This is a genomic window from Xanthomonas sp. A1809 (assembly GCF_017746015.1).
Lineage (GTDB): Bacteria > Pseudomonadota > Gammaproteobacteria > Xanthomonadales > Xanthomonadaceae > Xanthomonas > Xanthomonas euvesicatoria.
On the sequence record NZ_JAGHWZ010000004.1, the window covers coordinates 80,189 to 98,381 of the forward strand.

The window sequence follows — 18,193 nt, forward strand, 5'->3', positions numbered from 1 at the left end:
GCCCCTTCCCCCGTACTAGCGAGCAACTGCCTTGAAAATCCTCGTCATCGGCTCCGGCGGCCGTGAACATGCCCTGGCCTGGAAGATCGCGCAGTCCGCGCGCGTGCGCGAGGTGCTGGTGGCACCGGGCAATGCCGGCACCGCCACCGAAGCCAAATGCCGCAATGTCGCGATCAAGGTCAATGATCTGGACGGCCTGCTCGCGCTGGCGCAGCGCGAAGCCGTCGCGCTGACCGTGGTCGGCCCGGAAGTGCCGCTGGTGCTGGGCGTGGTCGACCGCTTCCATGCCGCCGGCCTGCGCATCTTCGGCCCCACCGCCAAGGCCGCGCAGCTGGAAGGCAGCAAGGCCTTCGCCAAGGATTTCCTCGCCCGCCACGGCATTCCCACCGCGTATTACGCCGTGCACACCGAAGTCGACGCCGCGCTGGCGTATGTGCGCGAGAAAGGCGCGCCGATCGTGGTCAAGGCCGATGGCCTGGCTGCCGGCAAGGGCGTGATCGTGGCGATGACCCTGGCCGAGGCCGAAGACGCGGTGCGCGACATGCTCTCGGGCAATGCGTTCGGCGATGCCGGCGCACGCGTGGTCATCGAAGAATTCCTCGACGGCGAAGAGGCCAGCTTCATCTCCATGGTCGATGGCAAACACGCCTTGCCGATGGCCACCAGCCAGGACCACAAGCGCGTCGGCGACGGCGACACCGGCCCCAATACCGGCGGCATGGGCGCCTACTCGCCGGCGCCGGTGGTCACGCCCCAGGTGCATGCGCGGGTCATGCGCGAGGTGGTCGAGCCGACCGTGCAGGGCATGATCGCCGATGGCGTGCCGTTCACCGGTTTTCTGTATGCCGGGCTGATGATCGACGCGCACGGCGCGCCGAAGGTGATCGAATTCAACGTGCGTTTCGGCGACCCGGAAACCCAGCCGGTAATGCTGCGCCTGCAGTCGGATCTGGTCGATCTGCTCGACGCGGCCATCGACGGCAAGCTCGATGGCGCGCACGCGCAGTGGGACCCGCGCCCGTCGCTGGGCGTGGTCATCGCCGCCAAGCCTTACCCGGACACACCGGTCACCGGTGAGGTCATCACCGGGCTGGACGCGGTGCCGGCCAGCGCCAAGGTTTTCCACGCCGGCACTGCGCTGAATGCCGCCGGCGAGGTGATCAGCGCCGGTGGCCGCGTGCTGTGCGTTGCGGCGCTCGGCGACAGCGTGCAGGACGCCCAGCGCAACGCCTATGCTGGCCTTAAGCCGATCCACTGGCCCAATGCCTTCCAGCGCAGCGACATCGGCTGGCGGGCCATCGCCCGCGAGCAGGCGGCGCAGGGCTAAGCGCCTCGCGCCTGCAACCACCGCGTTGCGCGCTGTCGCCACGCGGTGGTTGCAGGTTCCTGCGCACCACCAGGCATCCTGCCGATACCGGCGCGGGCCACCTGCGGCGCCTGGCACCGTGCGGCTACTGACAAAGAACTAGCCGCCATCCACACCGGCGGCGCGTGGCTGCGGCAATAATGCCCGGGCTCCCTGCCTTGTAGAGACTGTGGCCACTCCCTCCTTCGAAACCCGCTTAAGCCGCTTGTGGGCCCATGAAAAGGCCAGCTATGGCCTGCGTGTGTTCATCGCGTTGGCGGTGGCGATGGGCGTGTGCTGGCACTGGCAACAGCTCACTGCGGTGCCGGCGCTGTTTCTGGGCGCGATCGCCAGCGCCATTGCCGAAACCGACGACAACTGGCTGGGCCGCATCAAATCGGTGCTGCTCTCGCTGCTGTGTTTCGCCGCCGCCGCCGCCGCAGTGGTGGTGCTGTTTCCGTATCCGCTGCCGTTCGTGCTGGGCATGGCGTTGGCTACGTTCTCGCTGACCCTGCTCGGCGCACTGGGCGAGCGCTATGCCTCGATCGCGCAGGCCACGGTGGCCCTGTCGATCTACGCCATGATCGGCATGGACCAGCATGGCAGCCGCGATCCGCTGGTCGCCTGGCACGGCGCGGCGCTGCTGCTGATCGGCGCCACCTGGTACGGCGTGCTGTCGATCCTGTGGACCATCCTGTTCGCCAATCGCCCGGTGCGCGAGCGGCTGTCGCGGCTGTTCTTCGAGTTGGGCCGCTACCTCAAGCTCAAGGCCGATCTGTTCGAACCGGTGCGCCAGAGCGACCTGCATGCACGCCGGCTGGCCTTGGCCGAACAAAACGCCAAGGTCGTCGGCGCGCTCAATGCGGCCAAGACCGCGATCATGAGCCGCTTCGGCCGCTCGGGGCGGCCGGGCGTGCAATCGGGCCTGTATTTCCGGCTGTATTACATGGCGCAGGACTTCCACGAGCGCGCCAGCTCCTCGCACTATCCCTACGAGGCGCTCACCGACGCGTTCTTCCACAGCGACGTGCTGTATCGCTGCCAGCGCCTGCTCGCCCTGCAAGGCAAGGCGTGCGCGGCGTTGGGCGAGGCGATTCGCCTGCGCCAACCATTCGATTACGGCGACAGCAGCCGCCTGGCCACCGAAGACCTGCGCCAATCGCTGGATTATCTGCACGCGCGCGCCGACCCCGCACTGGCCCGCCTGCTCGGCGCGCTGGAGCTGCTGGTGACCAATCTGCAGAGCATCGAACGCAGGTTGTCGGAAGCGGCGCAATCCGATTCCACCAGCGACAACCTCGACACCCGGCTACGCGATTCCTCGCCGCACACCTTGCGCGAAATGGGCGCGCGGCTGGTGCAGCAACTCACGCCCGGCTCGGTGCTGTTCCGCCATGGCCTGCGCATGGCCATCGCGCTGCTGGTGGGCTACGCCATCATGCAATCCATCCACGCCGACAACGGGTACTGGATCCTGCTCACCACCGCATTCGTGTGCCGGCCCAACTACGGCGCCACGCGCCTGCGGCTGGTGCAGCGCATTGCCGGCACCTTGATCGGCCTGGTCGCCACCTGGGCGCTGATGCAGCTGTTCCCCACCACCGAAGTGCAGCTGCTGCTGGCGCTGGCCGGCGCGCTGGTGTTCTTCATCACCCGCACCGATCGCTACATGCTGGCCACCGCCGGCATCACGGTGATGGCGCTGTTCTGCTTCAACCTGCTGGGCGATGGCTTCGTGCTGATCTGGCCGCGCCTGATCGACACCCTGATCGGTTGCGCGATCGCCGCGGCCGCCTCGTTCCTGATCCTGCCCGACTGGCAGGGCCGCCGGCTGAACCAGGTGATGGCCACGGTGCTGGCCAGCTGCGCGCGTTATCTGGCCCAGGTGCTGGAGCAGTACGCCAGCGGCAAGCGCGACGACCTGCCCTACCGCATTGCGCGCCGCGACATGCACAACGCCGATGCTGCGTTGTCGGTGGCCTTATCCAACATGCTGCGCGAACCCGGCCGCTATCGGCGCAATCTGGATGCGGGCTTTCGCTTCCTGGCGCTGTCCAACACCTTGCTCGGCTATCTGTCGGCACTGGGCGCGCACCGCGCCGCACTGGAGGGCGAACACGACGCCACCATCGCGCAAGCCGGCGAATATCTGCAGCGCGCACTGAGCGAGATCGCCAGCGCCCTTGGCCAACGCCAACCGCTGCCGGCGCACGACGAAAGCGAAGAACTGGCCACCGCCGAAGCGCTGGAACACCATCCGGTGCAACTACCGCCCAAGCAACGCCTGGTGCGCGACCAACTGGCATTGACGCTGCGCCTGCTGCCCAAGCTCCGCGCTGCAGCGCTGGCAGTGACAACGGCGCCGGCAGAGAACGCGCCACGTCTGGCGGCCAGCAAGACCTAGCCGCCAGTGGTCGACAGGCATGGGCGCCGCGCCGTACATGCAGCCTCGATGCGGTAAGCGATGCCGAATACGGCCATGCCGCGTATTCGCCACTGCGTGCAACCGCTGCGTCGTCGCCCCACCGGCCACGCTCACTTCCACTGCCTGCGCGCCACGCTCAGCCCCACCCAACCCAGTGCCGCTGCAGCCAGTACCGCGCCGCCGATCACCACACCCATCCACCCGGCCTGCGCATACGCGGCCGTGCCCAACGTCGACCCCACGGCACCACCGATGAAATAGCAGGTGATGTAGGCCGAGGTGATGCGATTGCGCGCCGCCGGGTTGCGCTGATAGATCACGCTCTGGTTGGCGATATGCACGCCCTGCACTGCGATATCCAGCAGCAGCACGCCGACGATCAGCAGCCCGATCGACTGCGGCGCAAACGCGAGCAAGCCCCACGACAGCAGCAACATCGCCAGCCCGCCCCAGCTCACGCGGTCGCCATGGCCGTGATCGGACCAATGCCCGGAGCGATTGGCCGCCAGTGCACCGGCCGCACCGATCAGGCCGAACAAGCCGATCACCGCAGTGCCATAGCCATAACTCGGCCCGGACAACAAAAACGCCAGCGTGGTCCAGAACATGCTGAATCCTGCAAAGATCAGCCCGCCCAGCACCGCGCGCGAACGCAGCACCGCATCGTCGCGCAGCAGCGTCAGCACCGAGCCCACCAACTGCGGATACGCCAGTTGCGCGTTGCCGGGATGGCGCGGCAGCCCGCGCCACAACAGCCCGGCGGTGAGCAACAAAGCGACCGAGGCGATCCAGTACACCGTATGCCAGCCGCCGACACCGGCCAGCACGCCGGCCGCGGTGCGCGCCAGCAAGATCCCCAGCAGCAACCCGCTCATCACCGTGCCGATCACCCGGCCACGCTCGTGGGGCGCCGCCAGCGTGGCGGCGAACGGCACCAGGATCTGCGCCGCCACCGAGCTGGCGCCGGTCACGATGGTGCCGACCAGCAACATCGCAAAACTGTGCGAACTGGCGCTCACCAGCAGCCCGAGCGCGCTCAGCACGAACAGGCCCACGATCAGGCCGCGGCGCTCCAGCCGGTCGCCAAGTGGCACCAGCAACAGCAACCCTGCCGCGTAAGCCAGCTGCGCCGCGGTAACCACCGCACCGGCACTGCGCACCTGGATGCCGAACGCCTGCGCCAGCGTTTCCAGCAGAGGCTGGGCGTAGTAATTGCTCGCCACCGCCAACCCGGTGGCGGCAGCCATCAGCAGCACCAGGCGACGGGGCAAGGGCGGGGGGGAGGTGGGCTCGGTCTGCATGGCTGCTGCCTGGTCAAGGAATATGCACAGTGTGGGCAGCCGGCACGCATCTTTCCAATGTATTGTTTTCACCATCGCCATCTTTTTTCGAGATTGCATGCTGACCTTGCGCCAACTGGAATTTGCCATTGCCGTGGCCGAAGAAGGCGGCTTCACCGCTGCTGCGCGCCGCTGCAACACCGTGCAATCGGCGCTCAGCCACCAGGTCGCCAAGATCGAAGAGACCTTCGGCGCACGCCTGTTCGAACGCGGCGCCCGCCAGGTGCGGCCCACCGCCGCCGGCGAGGTGTTCCTGCACAACGCCCGCCAGACCCTGCGCGCTGCCGAGCGCCTGCACGAGGAAATGGCGCAGGCCCTGGGTACCGTGCGCGGGCGGCTGGCGTTGGGGCAGATTTCCTCGCTCACCACCGTGCAACTGCCGGCGTTGCTGCAGCAGTTCCGCAGCGCGCATGCGCGGGTGGACGTGCATCTGCGCACCGCCATGAGCGAGGCCTTGCTGCACGATCTGGGCGAGGGCCGGCTGGATGTCGCCCTGGTGGGGGTCGGCCCGCAGCTTGCGGTGCCGGCGCAGCGCCTGCTGCTGCATGAAGAGGCCTTGGCCTTGATCGTGGCACCGGGCCACCGCTTTGCCGCACGCAAACGGGTGGCACTGGCCGAGCTTGACGACGAACCGATGGCCGGGCTGGTTCCCGGTGCCGGCGTGCGCGGCATCATCGATGCTGCGTTTGCGCACGGGGGCCTGCGGCAACGCCAGCAGTACGAAGTCACCCACGCCGATCTGGTGCGCGAACTGGTCGCCGCCAACCTGGGCGTGGGCATCGTCCCGCAGACCATGGCCGGGGCCATGCACGGCGTGGTCGCGGTGGCCTTGAAGGAGCGTTACCGCTTTCTGACCTACGCGGTGTGGCGGCCCGATCCCAGCCCGGCCGCACGCGCCTTCGTGGCCTTGCTGCGCGCCCAGCTCGCGCAACGCAGGCCGCCGGCACGTAGAAGCCGCTGAACGCAGCCGCCATCCACCAGCACGCCGTGGAAGCCTGCTAGGCTGCGCGCGTTCGCAAAGGAAACTGCATGTCCGGTCACAGTCAGTTCGCCCTGCTCAGGCAGCGCCGCTTCTTGCCGTTCTTCGCTGTCCAGGCGCTGGGCGCGTTCAACGACAACGTCTATCGGCAGGCCATCATCGGCCTGCTGTTCTATCTCGGCATCGATGCCGCCCAGCGCACGCTGTATACGAACCTGGCGCCGGCATTGTTCATCCTGCCGTACTTCCTGTTCTCCGCGCTGGCCGGGCAGATCGCCGAGAAGCTGGAAAAGCAGAAGCTCATCGTGATCACCACCACGATGGAGATTGCGATCATGTCGCTGGCTGCCGTCGGCTTCATCACCGAGAACATGGTGATCCTGCTGATTGCGCTGTTCTGCACCGGCCTGCAGTCCACGCTGTTCGGGCCAGTGAAATATTCGATCCTGCCGTCGGTGCTGAAGCCGGAAGAACTCACCGGCGGCAACGGCCTGGTCGAGATGGGCACCTCGATCTCGATCCTGTGCGGCATGATCTTCGGCGGGCTGATCTTCCAGATCGCCGGCAGTCATGGGCCGGAGGCTGCCGCCACAGCGGTGATCGCAATTGCCGTTACCGGCAACCTGGTGGCGCGGCTGGTACCGCGCGTGGACGCCGGCGCGCCCGAGCTGAAGATCAACTGGAATCCCATTCCCGAATCGCGCGCCATCATGCGCCTGACCCGCCGCACGCTGGCGGTGCGCAACGCGGTGCTGGGCGTGTCGTGGTTCTGGTTCGTCGGCACCGTGCTGACCGCGCAGCTGCCCACCTATGCGCAGCTCAACCTGGGCGGCCAGCAGGACCTGTACGTGTTCGCGCTGGCGCTGTTTTCGATCGGCACCGGCGCCGGCTCGCTGCTGTGCGAACGCCTGTCTGGCCGCACCGTGGAAATCGGCCTGGTGCCGCTGGGCGCGTTCGGCATCAGCGCCTTCCTGCTGGACCTGTACTTCGCCCGGCCTGGCGCGGCGCCGGCCACCGGCCTGTCGATCGGCCAGTTCGTGCAGCAGCCCGGCAGCGTGCGGCTGATCATCGACCTGGTCGGCATCGGCCTGTTCACCGGCCTGTTCGTGGTGCCGTTGTTTGCGCTGATCCAGAGCCGCACGCCCAAGGCCGAGCTCTCGCGCGTGATCGCCGGGCTCAATATCCAGAACTCGTTGTTCATCGTGGCTGCGGCGGTCATCGGTATCGCGCTGCAGTTGCCGCAGGTGGTGCTGTTCGGGGTGCGGATTCCGCTGCCGGGCCTGAGCATTCCGCAAGTGTTCCTGGCGCTGGCGATCGCCAACACGCTGGTGGCACTGTGGATCTTCACCCTGGTGCCCGAATTCCTGATGCGCTTCCTCAGCTGGGTGCTGGTGAGCGTGTTGTACCGCCTGCGCGCGCGCAACATCGACGCGCACGTGCCCGACGAGGGTGCCGCCCTGCTGGTGTGCAACCACGTCAGCTACATGGACGCGCTGATCCTGTCGGCGGTGATCCCGCGTCCGGTGCGCTTTGTCATGTACTACAAGATCTTCCGCATCCCGGTCATGCGCTGGATCTTCCGCACCGCCAAGGCCATCCCGATCGCCGGCGCGCGCGAAGACCCCGCATTGATGCAGCAGGCCTTCGACCGCATCGATGCCGCATTGGCCGATGGCGAGCTGGTGTGCATCTTCCCCGAGGGCGCGTTGACCAAGGATGGCGAAATCGCCCCCTTCAAATCCGGCGTGGAAAAGATTCTGCAGCGCCGCAACGTGCCGGTCATTCCGATGGCGCTGCGCGGCATGTGGTCGAGCATGTGGAGCCGGCGCGACACGCGCCTGGGCCGCATGCGGGTGCCGCGGCGGATGCGCGCGCAGATCGACGTGGTTGCAGGGGCAGCAGTGGCCGGCGATCAGGCCAGTGCCGCGCTGCTCGAACAACAGGTGCGCGCGCTGCGGCAGGATCAGCCCTGAGCCCGGCCGGTGCAGGCTTTGCGTCCATGGCGCGCCGCGAGTAGCCTGTGCGCCATTGCACGCTTTGCCGTCGCAGCCGCCAAGCGGACGCGGCCGGTCGTACCGGGGGGACGTCGTTGTGCTCAACATCATCGCGCCTGAGGCGTCTGCCGTAACCGGCGGGCGTGACGCATTCCAGCGGCTGGCTGTGCCGGCAGCGATGGGCATGCCACCGCATTCGTTCGCTGCGCAGGCGTGGAGCGCCCGTTCGCTAGCGCGAGCAGCCCTCCGGCACCGCGCAACGCTACTCGCCGCTGCCGCGACCGAACGCGGGCCCCGGCTCCCACGCGCGCCAAAGCGCGCATGAGAGTCACTCGGCCGTCGTCAGCGCACACCGGGCGCATCGCCGCCGCGCATGGCGCCCGATAATCCACCCCACTCACCCATCAGTTCGCTGTTGTTTACCACCCAAGGAGCTTCACCATGAGTGCCATGCCACCGCCGATCCATCCCTCGTCCAGCGCCGCGCCCGGCCCGGTACCGAATCACCTGATCTGGGCGATCGTTTCCACCGTGCTGGGCTTTTGCCTGTGCTGCCCGGCGCTGATCTCCGGCATCGTGGCGATCGTGTTTTCCAGCAAGGTCAACGGCCTGCTCAACCAGGGCGACATCGACGGCGCACGTCGCGCCTCCAACACCGCCAAGACCTGGTGCATCGTGACCAGCGTGCTGGCCGCGATCGGCCTGCTGATCAACATCGGCATGGTGGCCACCGGCGGCATGCAGGGCTACATGGACTACATGCAGCAGTTGCAGCACATGCAGTAATGGAACTGCGTCCACGCCACTGGCTTGGACTGGGGGCGGCCACCAGCGTGGCCGCCCTTGGCGTGTCGTTGCTGTATCGCTTCGATCCGAATGCGGGCAACAGCCCGTTCCCGCCCTGCGTGTTCCGCGCCGTCACCGGCTGCTATTGCCCCGGCTGCGGCATGACCCGCGCACTGTATGCGCTGGTCCACTTCGACCTGCCCGGCGCCTTCGCAATGAATCCGGCCGCCGTGCTCGGCCTGTTCACCCTGCCCGGCCTGATCGCCTGGAAAGCCGGCTGGCGCGCACGCTGGTTTGCCCCGGTGGTGGCCGTGATGTCCGAACCGAAGTTCTGGTTATGGGCCTTGCCGATGTATTGGATCGCAAGGAATTTGCCGTGGTACCCGTTTACGCTGCTGGCGCCGGGTTAGACCGCAAACAAGCGCGATGCGCCGAGGTTCCCACGCGGACGCGCGCTACACATCCTTTCGCACGACATCATGCGCGGCGCTACCGCACCCATCCCGCAATCACCAACAACGCCAGCACCACCAACCACAGCAGCAGCACGCGCCACACCAGGCTCATCGCATCGCGGACTTCCGGCAGGCGGCGCCACACCGGTACCAGGCCCGAATCGGTGTAGTCGTGCGCTTCCTCGCGCAGCTCGGCGCTGACGCTGGCGCGCGCCACCGCGCCGAGAAAATGCGGCTCCAGCGACCAGCGATTGCCGTGCGCCTCGCGCCAGGCGCGGAACACCGTATCGAAGTTACCCACCAGCGCCATCGACATCGTCATCAACTGCGCTACCGGCCATTCCAGCACCGCCAGCAACCAGCGCGCGCCAGCCAGATTGCGGGGCGGCAGCAACACGGCCAGCGGGCTTTCCACCGCCAGCGCAGTGAGCCGGTACAGCACCGCGCCGAACGGCCCCAGCAGCAAAAACCACCACAGCACCGCGAACCAGCGCCGCAGGCCGTTGACCACCACCGCTTCCACCAGCGATGGCGCATCTTCATGCACGCTGCCGCCGGCGGCCTGCAGGTGCGAAATCGCTTCGCGTCGCGTGTGCGGCTCGTCGGCGTCGATGACCGCTTCCACATCGCGATCCAGATCGCGCGGGCCCCAGGTCCAGGCCAGCACCGCCACGCCGAACAGCAAGTCCAGAAAACCGTGCCAGACATCGTCCAGCAGCCACTGCACCAGCAGCACCACCAGCGCCGGCAGCACCGCCAGCAGCACGCCATAGCGCCCTTGCCACGCACCGCGCCCGGCCGCGTAACCGTCCAGCCGGCGCAGCCATTGGCCGAACCAGGCGAAATTGCGCAGTCTGGCTACCTGCGCCGGTACCAGATGGCCAAGCGTGAGCGCGACGACGACGGCAACCAAGGTGGTGAACATGGGCAGGCCTCCTCAGCCGAGTCTAGCCGAGCGGACGCGAGCGCCGCTGCGACACCGCAAAAGCCGGCCTGGCTCAGCCATGCGCACGATGCCAATGCTCGATCAACGCACGCGCAATGGAAATGCGTGGCGGCAACCCGATGTCGCCCTCGCCGGCCAGCGCAGCGCTGATCTGCGCATGGCTGACCCAGCGCGCGTCTTCCAGCTCGCCGGTGACCTGCGGCACCTCGGTCGCTGCGGCACGCGCGGTGAAGCCCAGCATCAGCGCGCCCGGGAAGGGCCACGGCTGCGCGCCCAGGTAGCGGCAGTCCTGTACATGCACGCGGGTTTCCTCGAACACCTCGCGCGCCACGGTCTGCTCCAGCGACTCGCCCGGTTCGACGAACCCGGCAATCACCGAATAACGTCCTGGGGCCCAGCTGGCCTGACGACCAAGCAGCAAGCGCGCTCCATCGCTGACCGCCACGATGATGGCCGGGTCCACGCGCGGGTAATGCTCGGTCTGGCATTGCGTGCAGTGCGCAATGAAGCCGGCGCGCCGGAACGCGACCGCACCGCCGCAGACGCCGCAAAAGCGCGTGCGCGATTGCCAGTGCAACATGGCGCGTGCATAGGCGAAGGCGGTAGCGATCTCGGCAGGCCAATCGGCGGCGGCCTGGCGCAGATCGATCCGCTGCGGCGCCTGCACCGCGACAATGTCGGCCGGCACACAAAACCAGCCCACCGCATCGCGCAGACCCAGGAAGATCGCAGCCTCCGGCCCGTCGCCCAGTTCGGCGCCATCCAGCAACAACGGCTGGCCATCGGCATCGGCCAGCGCCGCGCCTTTGGCGTCGATCAACAGCACACGGCCCTGCGGCCACAGACGCGCCAGGGCGTCGGGATCGTCACGCAACATATCGCCGCGATCGAGCGGCGCGTGGGTGAAGGCAAAACCGGAAGATGAAAAAAGAGACTCTGACATCGGCGCAAGCCTGCCGATAATCGGCAGCGCCTGCAACCATCGTACGCACTCGACCGAGCGCGCCTGCGGTGCGTGTTCAGACGCGGGCGCCGCCCGCGCTGGCCACCGGCTTGGAACACGGTTCACGCCTGGTCGCGCGGCCCCCATCACGGGACCGCGCGCAGGCGCGGCCATGCAAGCGCACGCACGTTCGCCAGTGGTCACGGCAGTGCGCTGCACCGGCTGCAGTGAAGAACGGTGCAGGTGCGGGCTTGGGATACGCCCGCACCTGCAAACCCTTCGGCAGGGTCAAGCAACGAGCGCTGTATCAGCGCTGCTTGTCCAACAGCTGATGCCGCACCGCCACGATGCACGGCTCGTTCGTCAACAGATGGGCGAAGGCCGAGTTGTCGCTGGAGTTGCCGGTGCCGATATCCACCAACGCCACCTGGTTGCTGCCACGCCGCTTGAAGCTGGCGATGGCGGTCTGCGCGTTCTTGAGCGGAATGGTGGCATCGTTGGACGAACCGCACAGCAAGGTCGGAGTTTGCGGCGTCCACGCCAGCAGATCGTTGCGCGCCAGATCCTGGCGGAACGGGTTGGCGGGGTTGCTGGCAAAGTCGCGGTAGAAGCCAGGCTGGAAATACGCCTTGATTTGATCGATGCCTGGCAAGGTGTCGCCGAGAAACAGATCGGTCAGGCTTTGCTTGCCCGGGAACAACGGCTCCACCTTGGCAGTCCACGGCTCCTGAAACACCTGTCCGGGCTCCAGATAGATGTTCTTGTAGGTGTGCTGCATCGCGACGATGGCATAGCTGCCCAGAATGATGCCGAAGCTGCTTTCGCCTACCGCATTGCTGCCGCTCCAGCTGTCCAAAAATGTCTGCTGCAGCGCGTAAGGCCCGGAGATCGGCGCACTGGCCACCAGATGGAATTCCTTGGACAGATGCGTCTCTATCTCACGCTGGGTGGCCATCGCCGTGTGGCCGCCCTGCGAATAACCCGACAGCATCACCTTGCCCGACAGCGGCGTGTTCAAGCGCTGCAACACACTGCGCGCCGCACGCATCGCATCGATGGTCGCACTCGCCTCGGTCGCGCTGTGCAAATACGGGTGATAACCGTAGTTCGACTTCCCGAGCCCCAGATAATCACTGCTGACCACGACATACCCCTGGCTGGCCAGGCGCGTGACCAGTGGGTCGTTGCCCTTGGCATCGCGGATGTCCTTGGCCTGCTCCTCAGTGCGAACCGTTCCGGTCGGACGTCCCCAGCCGAGCAACGGATACGGCCCTACGCACCGCTCGCCATCCGGAACCAGCAGCACGCCAGATGCGGTTGCAGGTTCGCCTTCGACACCGACGGTTGCATAGGTGAATTCGGCGACACGGACGTTGCATTTGGGCTGTTCGGCCTGCGGCTCGGAGGCCAGCATCGCGCCGATCGCATCACGGCTGTAGCTGGTCAGGAAATTGCTGGTAAGCAAGGTACCGCGCGCGGGCGCGGCCTGTGCGGCGGGTGCAAGCACTGCGCTGGCGATGCCCAACATGGCCGCCAGGCCAAACGCCGATCGGGAGTTGATCTGCAACATGAAGTGATGCTCTCTTGGGGAAGGACGGAACAGACGCGCAGCAATCAGCCGACACCGGATCGGTGCCGGTGCCCGATCCAGATGCGGAACGAGCGGGAACGCTCACTGCACCACGGCGTGGAATCGACACAAGGCATGGCATGCGCATCAGCACGGTGTTGCACACGACTGCGGTGAGTCAGCGTGGACAAGCGGCAATGCCTGAAAAAAACGCGCATATCGTGGCGCCAGCGGTAAGCACGCACGCAGTATGGTCATCCGGATCTGCGCACCATCGCGCACGCACGAAGCTGGCGCGCGCGCCGCGAAACCTGCAGCGCAGAAAGTGGCGTGGCGCGTTACGCGCGCGTGCAGATCGCCCGCCTCGCGGGCGCAACCCAAGCAATCGGGTGCGTGCCCGGCGATCGACCGCCAGCGACTCGCTGCATTCCTGCCGTCGTGCTGAAGCACCCTGCAGCGCCGCGCAGGACGCAGGCATTTTCAACTACGCACGTGGTTCGCAACGACGCGCGCGGTTCGCTCGTCTCCACGTGGCGCACAGCGCTGTCATCGTCTTGAAGCATTGCCGCAGTCATTGGGCAACGTGGAAGCACTCACACGCATGCCTGACCAGTGGCGGCCATGTACGCACTGCGCAGCTCGGGTTGGCCGCCTCATCGTGATGGCGGCCGGCGGTCGCCCGACGAGCCGCAGCCGCACAACAAGCGATGCACCACCCTCATCACAGCGCGCACTGCAAGGCGAGCGAGGCATACCGGCCAGTCCCGCCACCTGCAACGCCCACCTCATCGCGAGCCGGTCAACATCTCGCGCAAACAGCGCGCAGCCGTACCGCAATCGATCACACGTTCGGCAATCGCCTTGGCATCAACGCAGGTGCCTGCAGGAATAGGCGCTACGCGCCAGCAATTCGCATTTGCCCAGATGCATCGAACAATCCGCATCTATCCAGAGGCAATCAGACGCTGAAGCTGCTTCCGCACCCGCAGGTGGTCTTCGCATTGGGATTGCGGATGACGAACTGCGCGCCGGTCAGGCTTTCGGTGTAATCCACCTCGGCGCCCATCAGGTATTGCAGGCTCAGGGGATCCACCAGCAGCGTCACGCCATCGGTGGCCACGGCCAGGTCGTCCTCGGCGCGGTTCTCGTCGAACTCGAAGCCATACTGGAAACCGGAACACCCTCCGCCCTGTATGTACACGCGCAATGCGAGGTCGGCGTTGCCTTCTTCCTGGATCAGCTCGCGCACCTTGGCGGCAGCGGCCACGGAGAAGTTCAGTGGCCGGTCGATGGACTGGTAGTCCGGCGCCGGGGCGGCAGTAGGAAGCGAAACGAGCGTACTCATGGCGCCAGCATGGGGGCCAGACGGTCCCACTTCAAGCCAGGCCGCCGCATCGGCTGCCGCGGCATTCACTGCGCATGCCGCACTCAGGCGTCGGCGGTTTCGGCCTGCAACGCCGTGGCCGGCTCGGCACGGCCGGCTTCCGGCGCCGGCAGCGCCGCGGTTGCGCCGGCCGTCGCGGCATGGATCAGCCGCCCGGTGAGCTGCGCGCCGGCGCTCATTTCCACCACCTGGTAGTGCACATTGCCCTGCACGCGCGCATTGGCGGCCAGTTCGACCCGCTCGGCCGCATGCACATCGCCGGTCAGCTGGCCGTTGATGATCACCACCGGCGCACGCACCTCGCCTTCGATGCTGCCCTGCTCGGCCACCGTGAGGGTCGCGCTGGCGCCGTCTTCGGCGATCACCTTGCCCAGGATGCGGCCTTCCACATACAGCCCGCCGCTGAACATCAGGTCGCCGCGGATGACCACCTGCGGCCCGATCAAGGTATCGACCACGGTCTGCGCACCACGGTTGGACTTGTTTCCGAACATGAGCTACTCCCCCGCGCCATTGCCGGCGACTTTCCAATCGAATGTCTGACTGACCGGCGCCCCATCGCCGCTCAGGGAGATCTTGACACGTTGCGGGGTGAAATCCTTCGGCAGGATCACGCTACCGTCCAGCTGCTGGAAATAGCGGAACGAGTACGGCTGCCCGGCGGCATCGGGCTTCTGGTGCAACTCGTTCCAGCTCACCGTCACCAGCTTGCCGGCGCGCACGCCTTCCACCGCAAAGCGCAGCTGGCCCTGGCTGATCGCGCCGCGGTTGAGGTTCTGGGTTAGCACCACGCTGTAATTCCAGGTGCCGCCGGCTTCGGCAGTGAATTGCACCGAGTGCGCGTTGAGCCCCTTGCGCTGCGCGGTGGAGCCCACCAGCCGCTCGTAGAACGCCACGTCGGCGCGCAGCGCGGCGATCTGCTCGTCGCGCTCGGCCAGCGAGGCCTGCACTTCGGTATTGGCTGCGCGGCTGATCTTGTCGGACATCGCCAGATTGACCTGGCGCTGCTGCAACTGCTCGATCTGCCGACGTTGCTGGGCCTGGCTGCGTTGCGCCTGCTGCAGCGCTGCCTCGGCCTTCACCAGCCGCGGTGCAGCCGTGCGCGTGGCCATCCACCATACCCCGCCCAGCGAAGCCAGCCACACGATGGCCAGCAGCAGCCACAACCAGCGGCGACCGGGCCGGCCGCCGCCGGAGGCACGTTGGACGATCTGCACGCGTGCGGCTGGTCTCATAGGCATCGGGTCCGGACGGGCCGGCGCAATCATGGGCGGCGTAGTGTGCCAGAGCCCAGACAATGGTCGCGCTGGCGTTGGACCGGCGGTTATCCCAAAGTTCTGCGATAGTTCTGCAATTGTTTGCAGGGAACCACGCCATGAGCGAAGCGCATCTGTTCGTGATCGGCATCCTGCTGGCCTGGCTGGCCGGCATCCGGGTCTATCTCACCGTGTTCGGCGTCGGCCTGGCCGGCCTGCTGGGCTGGATCGACTTGCCGCCGGCGCTGCATCCGGCGCAGTCGTGGTGGGTCCTGGGCACCTCCGGCGCGCTGGCAGTGGCCGAGTTCTTCGCCGACAAGATCCCGGGGGTGGATTCGGGCTGGGACCTGCTACAGACGCTGGCCCGCGTGCCCGCCGGCGCCTTCCTGGCCGCGGCAACGCTCTCGCCCGACGGCGACCTGGGCGCGGGCGCCCTGGCGGCCGGTGCCGGCGTGGCGCTGACCAGCCACACGCTCAAGGCCGGCACGCGCGCATTGCTCAACACCTCGCCCGAACCGGCCAGCAACTGGATCGCCTCGCTGGCCGAGGACACCATCGCCACCACGGCCTTGGCACTGGCACTGGCGCACCCCTGGCTGGCACTGGGTCTTGCGGTGGGTTCCAGCCTGCTGGCGGGGCTGGTGGTGTGGTGGGTCTGGCGATTGCTGTGGCGGGGCATGCGTCGGCTGGTTGCGCCGATGCGCCCCGCTGCTACGCCAACTGCACGCAGCTCCCCGCTACCGTGAAGTTCATCGCATAATCACAGCGACTGTAGGGAGTATCGATGGCCGCCCGAGATCCGGTTTCTTCCACCACACGTGACGACACCGCCACGCGTAATCGTCCACTTCGCGCCGAGACGCCGCCGGCCGACCACTGGCGTCGCTGGGCCGATGAGGTTGCGTCGCCGGTCGACACCGCTGTGCCGGTGAGCGCGGCGATCATTCCTGCGCCTGCCGCTGCAGCGGTGCCCAGCCCGGCCGCGGCCGTGTCGGCGCCGCGCGCGTCGGCGGCCAGCGGCAGCGCGCGTGTTGCCGCAGCATCGGCGCCCACGGCGTTACCCACATCGGCAGCGGCCACCGCGCCGCACGACGGCGAGGACAATGTCGCCGCCGATGCGCCGTACCGCGTCCTCATCGTCGAGGACGACCGCTCGCAGGCCTTGTTCGCGCAGAGCGTGCTGCACGGCGCCGGCATGCATGCGCAGGTCGAAATGACCGCCGCCAGCGTGCCGCAGGCGATCCAGGACTATCACCCGGATCTGATCCTGATGGATCTGCACATGCCCGAGCTGGACGGCATCCGCCTGACCACGCTGATCCGCCAGCAGCCCGGTCAGCAGTTGCTGCCGATCGTGTTCCTGACCGGCGACCCGGACCCGGAGCGCCAGTTCGAAGTGCTCGACAGCGGCGCCGACGACTTTCTCACCAAGCCGATCCGCCCGCGCCACCTGATCGCTGCGGTGTCCAACCGCATCCGGCGCGCACGCCAACAGGCGCTGCAGCAAGCCGGCGAACAGGTCAGCGCGCGCAGCAATCCGGAAACCGGCCTGCCCACCCGCGGCCACGTGATGGACCTGCTCGCCGATGCGCTGGAGCGCAAGCAGTCCGGCGGCCTGTTCTTCATCGAGATCGCCAGCGCGCTCGGCCTGCGCGAGCGCTACGGCTATGCGGCCTATGAGCGCCTGATGACCCAGGCCGGGCACCGCCTGGCCAGCGCCGCCCAGCCCTACCCGTTGGCGCGCCTGAACGACAACAGCTTCCTGCTGCTGGCCATCGACATGCCCGAAGCCAGCCTGGAACAGCAGGCATTGGAGATCCGCCAGCGGCTGTCTGCCAACGCCTTCCCGGTGCGCGAAGAAGAATCCGTGCACGTGCGCTGCGCCATCGGCGTGGCACCGCTGGGCGTGGGCTTCGATGACACCGGCAGCGCGCTGGAAGCGGTCGAACGCACCGCGCTGCAGGCACGCCTGCGCAGCGACGGCGTGCAGACCTACCTGGCGCCCAGCCAGGCCGAACAGCAGGAACAACTGCGGCTGGTCGAAGGCCAGCTCGAACTGGCCTATCAGCCGATCGTGGCCGTGGCCGGCGGCGACACCGCGCAGTACCAGGTACTGCTGCGGCTGCGCCAGGCTGACGGCACCTTGCTCTCGGCAGGCCAGGTCATTCCTGCCGCAGAAGCCGCCGGGCGCATCGCCGATCTGGACCAGCAGGTCATGGACCACGCGCTGGGCCTGCTGCACCTGTACCAGCACGCCAGCCCGCCGCTGCGACTGTTCGTCTCGCAATCGCCGCGCACGCTGGCCCGCGACGCCTTCGCCGACTGGCTGCTCAAGGCGCTGGTCGAACGTGGCGTGGCCGGCCAGTCGCTGATCGTGGATCTGCGCCTGGACGATGCATTGATCCATGCCGTCACCGTGCAGCAGTTCTGCGCCAAGTTGATGCCGGCCGGCGTGCAGTTCTGCCTCAGCCAGTTCGAACCCGGCGACGAGGCCAACGTACTGCTGGCCCAGCTGCCGCTGAGCTTCGTGCGCATGGCCAACCGCTTCGCCGATGCGCACGGCAACGCGGCGGTGCGCGACGAACTGCGCGGCGTCATCGACATCGCCCACCAGCGCGGCCTGCTGATCATCGGCCAACGCATCGAAGATCCGCAGGCTGCGGCTGCGATGTGGATGAGCGGCGTGGATTTCATCCAGGGCAACCTGGTGCAGACGGTCGGCAAGGAACTGGACTTCGACTTCACGAGCGCGGTGCTCTGAGTGAGAGAG

The 18,193-nt window shown here is 67.3% G+C and carries 15 protein-coding genes; 8 read left to right on the forward strand and 7 right to left on the reverse strand.

Annotated features, from left to right (window positions below):
* Window positions 1-31: 31 nt before the first annotated feature.
* Together purD and yccS are read left to right on the forward strand one after the other, a co-directional pair.
* Window positions 32-1,327 (forward strand): phosphoribosylamine--glycine ligase, encoded by a 1,296-nt coding sequence (purD, locus tag J7396_RS04230; RefSeq protein WP_031420856.1) that lies wholly within the window; start codon window positions 32-34, stop codon window positions 1,325-1,327.
* Between the two features lie 208 nt (window positions 1,328-1,535).
* A complete protein-coding gene (gene yccS / locus J7396_RS04235) occupies window positions 1,536-3,749 on the forward strand; it encodes a YccS family putative transporter (RefSeq protein WP_057681094.1) in 2,214 nt (737 codons plus the stop codon).
* Window positions 3,750-3,880: 131 nt separating this feature from the next.
* Here the strand turns inward: yccS and J7396_RS04240 are convergent, their stop codons facing one another.
* Entirely contained in the window at window positions 3,881-5,071 is a 1,191-nt protein-coding gene (locus tag J7396_RS04240; RefSeq protein ID WP_209261046.1) for an MFS transporter, read from the reverse strand.
* Between the two features lie 97 nt (window positions 5,072-5,168).
* On the opposite strand from J7396_RS04240, the gene J7396_RS04245 reads away from it, so the two are divergent.
* From J7396_RS04245 to J7396_RS04260, 4 genes are all read left to right on the forward strand, one after another.
* Complete coding sequence (locus J7396_RS04245; protein ID WP_209261047.1) at window positions 5,169-6,071, forward strand: LysR family transcriptional regulator; 903 nt, start codon at window positions 5,169-5,171, stop codon at window positions 6,069-6,071.
* A gap of 68 nt (window positions 6,072-6,139) precedes the next feature.
* A complete protein-coding gene (locus J7396_RS04250) occupies window positions 6,140-8,062 on the forward strand; it encodes an MFS transporter (protein WP_071118655.1) in 1,923 nt (640 codons plus the stop codon).
* 462 nt (window positions 8,063-8,524) lie between these two features.
* Complete coding sequence (locus tag J7396_RS04255; RefSeq protein ID WP_005920117.1) at window positions 8,525-8,869, forward strand: CD225/dispanin family protein; 345 nt, start codon at window positions 8,525-8,527, stop codon at window positions 8,867-8,869.
* Entirely contained in the window at window positions 8,869-9,279 is a 411-nt protein-coding gene (locus J7396_RS04260) for a DUF2752 domain-containing protein (RefSeq protein WP_008574010.1), read from the forward strand. The genes J7396_RS04255 and J7396_RS04260 overlap by 1 nt, the downstream gene beginning before the upstream one ends.
* 79 nt (window positions 9,280-9,358) lie before the next feature.
* On the opposite strand, the gene J7396_RS04265 is transcribed toward J7396_RS04260, so the two are convergent.
* From J7396_RS04265 to J7396_RS04290, 6 genes are all read right to left on the reverse strand, one after another.
* Window positions 9,359-10,249 (reverse strand): cobalamin biosynthesis protein, encoded by an 891-nt coding sequence (locus J7396_RS04265; protein ID WP_011346190.1) that lies wholly within the window; start codon window positions 10,247-10,249, stop codon window positions 9,359-9,361.
* Window positions 10,250-10,322: 73 nt separating this feature from the next.
* Complete coding sequence (gene nudC / locus J7396_RS04270; RefSeq protein ID WP_209261048.1) at window positions 10,323-11,213, reverse strand: NAD(+) diphosphatase; 891 nt, start codon at window positions 11,211-11,213, stop codon at window positions 10,323-10,325.
* Window positions 11,214-11,520: 307 nt separating this feature from the next.
* Window positions 11,521-12,783 carry a lipase family protein gene (locus tag J7396_RS04275; RefSeq protein ID WP_014089200.1) on the reverse strand — a complete coding sequence of 421 codons (1,263 nt, stop codon included), beginning with the start codon at window positions 12,781-12,783 and terminating at the stop codon, window positions 11,521-11,523.
* Between the two features lie 958 nt (window positions 12,784-13,741).
* The gene (gene erpA, locus J7396_RS04280) at window positions 13,742-14,128 is read right to left on the reverse strand and encodes an iron-sulfur cluster insertion protein ErpA (protein ID WP_002808218.1); all 387 of its coding nucleotides are present in this window, start codon (window positions 14,126-14,128) and stop codon (window positions 13,742-13,744) included.
* Window positions 14,129-14,211: 83 nt separating this feature from the next.
* The gene (locus J7396_RS04285; protein ID WP_008574004.1) at window positions 14,212-14,661 is read right to left on the reverse strand and encodes a polymer-forming cytoskeletal protein; all 450 of its coding nucleotides are present in this window, start codon (window positions 14,659-14,661) and stop codon (window positions 14,212-14,214) included.
* Window positions 14,662-14,664: 3 nt separating this feature from the next.
* Window positions 14,665-15,402, reverse strand: a complete 738-nt coding sequence (locus J7396_RS04290) for a DUF6776 family protein (RefSeq protein WP_033478798.1) — start codon at window positions 15,400-15,402, stop codon at window positions 14,665-14,667.
* A 140-nt stretch (window positions 15,403-15,542) separates the two neighbouring features.
* Here J7396_RS04290 and J7396_RS04295 point away from each other — a divergent pair, with 140 nt between their 5' ends.
* Complete coding sequence (locus J7396_RS04295) at window positions 15,543-16,169, forward strand: DUF4126 domain-containing protein (protein WP_011346185.1); 627 nt, start codon at window positions 15,543-15,545, stop codon at window positions 16,167-16,169.
* 38 nt (window positions 16,170-16,207) lie between these two features.
* The gene (locus tag J7396_RS04300) at window positions 16,208-18,184 is read left to right on the forward strand and encodes an EAL domain-containing response regulator (RefSeq protein ID WP_209261049.1); all 1,977 of its coding nucleotides are present in this window, start codon (window positions 16,208-16,210) and stop codon (window positions 18,182-18,184) included.
* The last annotated feature ends 9 nt before the right edge of the window (window positions 18,185-18,193 follow it).

Excerpts from the sequence above, each read along its gene's own strand:
- J7396_RS04240 (WP_209261046.1), bottom strand. The coding sequence starts at position 5,071 with ATGCAGACCGAGCCCACCTCCCCCCCGCCCTTGCCCCGTCGCCTGGTG.
- J7396_RS04275 (WP_014089200.1), bottom strand. The coding sequence starts at position 12,783 with ATGTTGCAGATCAACTCCCGATCGGCGTTTGGCCTGGCGGCCATGTTG.
- J7396_RS04285 (WP_008574004.1), bottom strand. The coding sequence starts at position 14,661 with ATGTTCGGAAACAAGTCCAACCGTGGTGCGCAGACCGTGGTCGATACC.
- J7396_RS04290 (WP_033478798.1), bottom strand. The coding sequence starts at position 15,402 with ATGAGACCAGCCGCACGCGTGCAGATCGTCCAACGTGCCTCCGGCGGC.
- erpA (WP_002808218.1), bottom strand. The coding sequence starts at position 14,128 with ATGAGTACGCTCGTTTCGCTTCCTACTGCCGCCCCGGCGCCGGACTAC.
- J7396_RS04265 (WP_011346190.1), bottom strand. The coding sequence starts at position 10,249 with ATGTTCACCACCTTGGTTGCCGTCGTCGTCGCGCTCACGCTTGGCCAT.
- J7396_RS04300 (WP_209261049.1), top strand. The coding sequence starts at position 16,208 with ATGGCCGCCCGAGATCCGGTTTCTTCCACCACACGTGACGACACCGCC.
- J7396_RS04245 (WP_209261047.1), top strand. The coding sequence starts at position 5,169 with ATGCTGACCTTGCGCCAACTGGAATTTGCCATTGCCGTGGCCGAAGAA.
- J7396_RS04260 (WP_008574010.1), top strand. The coding sequence starts at position 8,869 with ATGGAACTGCGTCCACGCCACTGGCTTGGACTGGGGGCGGCCACCAGC.
- J7396_RS04250 (WP_071118655.1), top strand. The coding sequence starts at position 6,140 with ATGTCCGGTCACAGTCAGTTCGCCCTGCTCAGGCAGCGCCGCTTCTTG.
- J7396_RS04255 (WP_005920117.1), top strand. The coding sequence starts at position 8,525 with ATGAGTGCCATGCCACCGCCGATCCATCCCTCGTCCAGCGCCGCGCCC.
- nudC (WP_209261048.1), bottom strand. The coding sequence starts at position 11,213 with ATGTCAGAGTCTCTTTTTTCATCTTCCGGTTTTGCCTTCACCCACGCG.
- J7396_RS04295 (WP_011346185.1), top strand. The coding sequence starts at position 15,543 with ATGAGCGAAGCGCATCTGTTCGTGATCGGCATCCTGCTGGCCTGGCTG.